Raw genomic sequence first — 1,393 nt, 5'->3', positions numbered from 1 at the left:
GACAGACCTGGATATAAGGAATTTGTCAAACACCCAGGACAATATAGTAGTCTATGGTAACGACGGCACCGACAACAGGGCGTTGAAAACCGATATAACCGGAGTGCTGCAGGTAGCCCCATCCAAGACTTTTACAAACCAGTCCGAAAGCGTGACAACAGCAGATACCTATACCGGTTCAACAGCAAGGGATATTTCATTGCAAAATCAATATTCCTTTTTTGTTAATAATACCGGTGCGGATTCAGTTACGGTAAAAGTTCAGATAAGCCCCGACAATACCCTGTGGATTGATGACAGTACGGAATTTGAAGTAGCTGCGGCCTCTGCAGATATTTTAACTCCCACCAGATTCGCAAATTTTGCAAGAATAGCCTACAGATCCACCGCGGAGGGCTCCAGTACTACGGCAGATATAATTTACCAGTCACAGGCCTGATAAAATCAGCTCGTTTATTGTGGGCTGAAAAATATAAGATTTTTATATTTTAATCCAATTGTGATTTCTATAGTATTATCAAAAATTTTATAGGGTTAAACATGACTTCCCATATAAAAAAACAAATATTAATGTTATAATATAGGTATTATTGTTTTTTCAACTGCCTGATGACGCGTATTTTTAAAACGCAGAATTATAGAGCGGGAAACTCAATTTGAGTTTCCCGCTTTTAATATATTTTAAAGAAAAGAGGATATAATGAAAAGAAGTATAAACTTGCAACAATTAATAGCTAAAGCAGGTGAAATGGCTGTAGCAAATGAATGGGGAGAAAGGGCTTACAAGATTAATGCGGCTATCCTGAAGAGGGATCAGAATAACTCTGCAGCCTGTACCAGGCTTGCAAAATATTATAGGCTTAACGATAATATCGAAGAGGCAAAACAAATGTATTTAAAAGCTCTGGATATTGATCCTGAAAACAGGGGGGCTATTAATAACCTTAACGATATTGAAAAGGATAATGAAGAAAATGAAGAGGTAGATAATTATGGTTCTATTGGTGATTTGCTTAAAGCAGGTCAAAAATCAATGACCAAAGGTAAATACAGACTTGCTTCCAAATTATTTTTGAAGGCTTATAATATTGAACCCACATTAACTGCGGCTGTGAGTCTCGCCGGAGCGTATAAGAAAATGGATAAAACCGATCTGGTTGAGAAGCTGTACAGGGATACCCTTGATTCGGCCCAATCTGACGCTGAGATACTCAACATAAATAAAATTTTCACTTTAAATGGACTGAAGATGGTTTGAAGATTTGACATTAAATGGATACTGCATACAAAAGTGGCAAAAAATTAAATTTTTTTAATTTTTTGCTTGTAGTTTTGATTAAGAAGTGATATAATGCATTCCATGGGTTATTTATTAATAGACAAAACTTCCTTT

At 36.3% G+C, this 1,393-nt stretch carries 2 protein-coding genes; both read left to right on the top strand.

Annotated elements, in window-relative coordinates; genetic code table 11:
• Nucleotides 1-439: DUF6385 domain-containing protein (locus CTER_RS18225; RefSeq protein ID WP_004628023.1), on the top strand; the 439-nt coding region annotated here is incomplete at its 5' end.
• Between the two features lie 261 nt (nt 440-700).
• Nucleotides 701-1,258, top strand: a complete 558-nt coding sequence (locus tag CTER_RS18220; RefSeq protein ID WP_004628025.1) for a tetratricopeptide repeat protein — start codon at nt 701-703, stop codon at nt 1,256-1,258.
• The last annotated feature ends 135 nt before the right edge of the window (nt 1,259-1,393 follow it).

It is taken from the genome of Ruminiclostridium cellobioparum subsp. termitidis CT1112 (assembly GCF_000350485.1).
GTDB classification, from domain to species: Bacteria; Bacillota; Clostridia; order Acetivibrionales; family DSM-1351; genus Ruminiclostridium; species Ruminiclostridium termitidis.
Note: the sequence above shows the minus strand (reverse complement) of the source record. Positions and strands in the feature narration are given on the sequence as shown.

Bases quoted from the DNA above. Each gene is read 5' to 3' on its own strand.
- CTER_RS18220 (WP_004628025.1), top strand. From the start codon at position 701: ATGAAAAGAAGTATAAACTTGCAACAATTAATAGCTAAAGCAGGTGAA.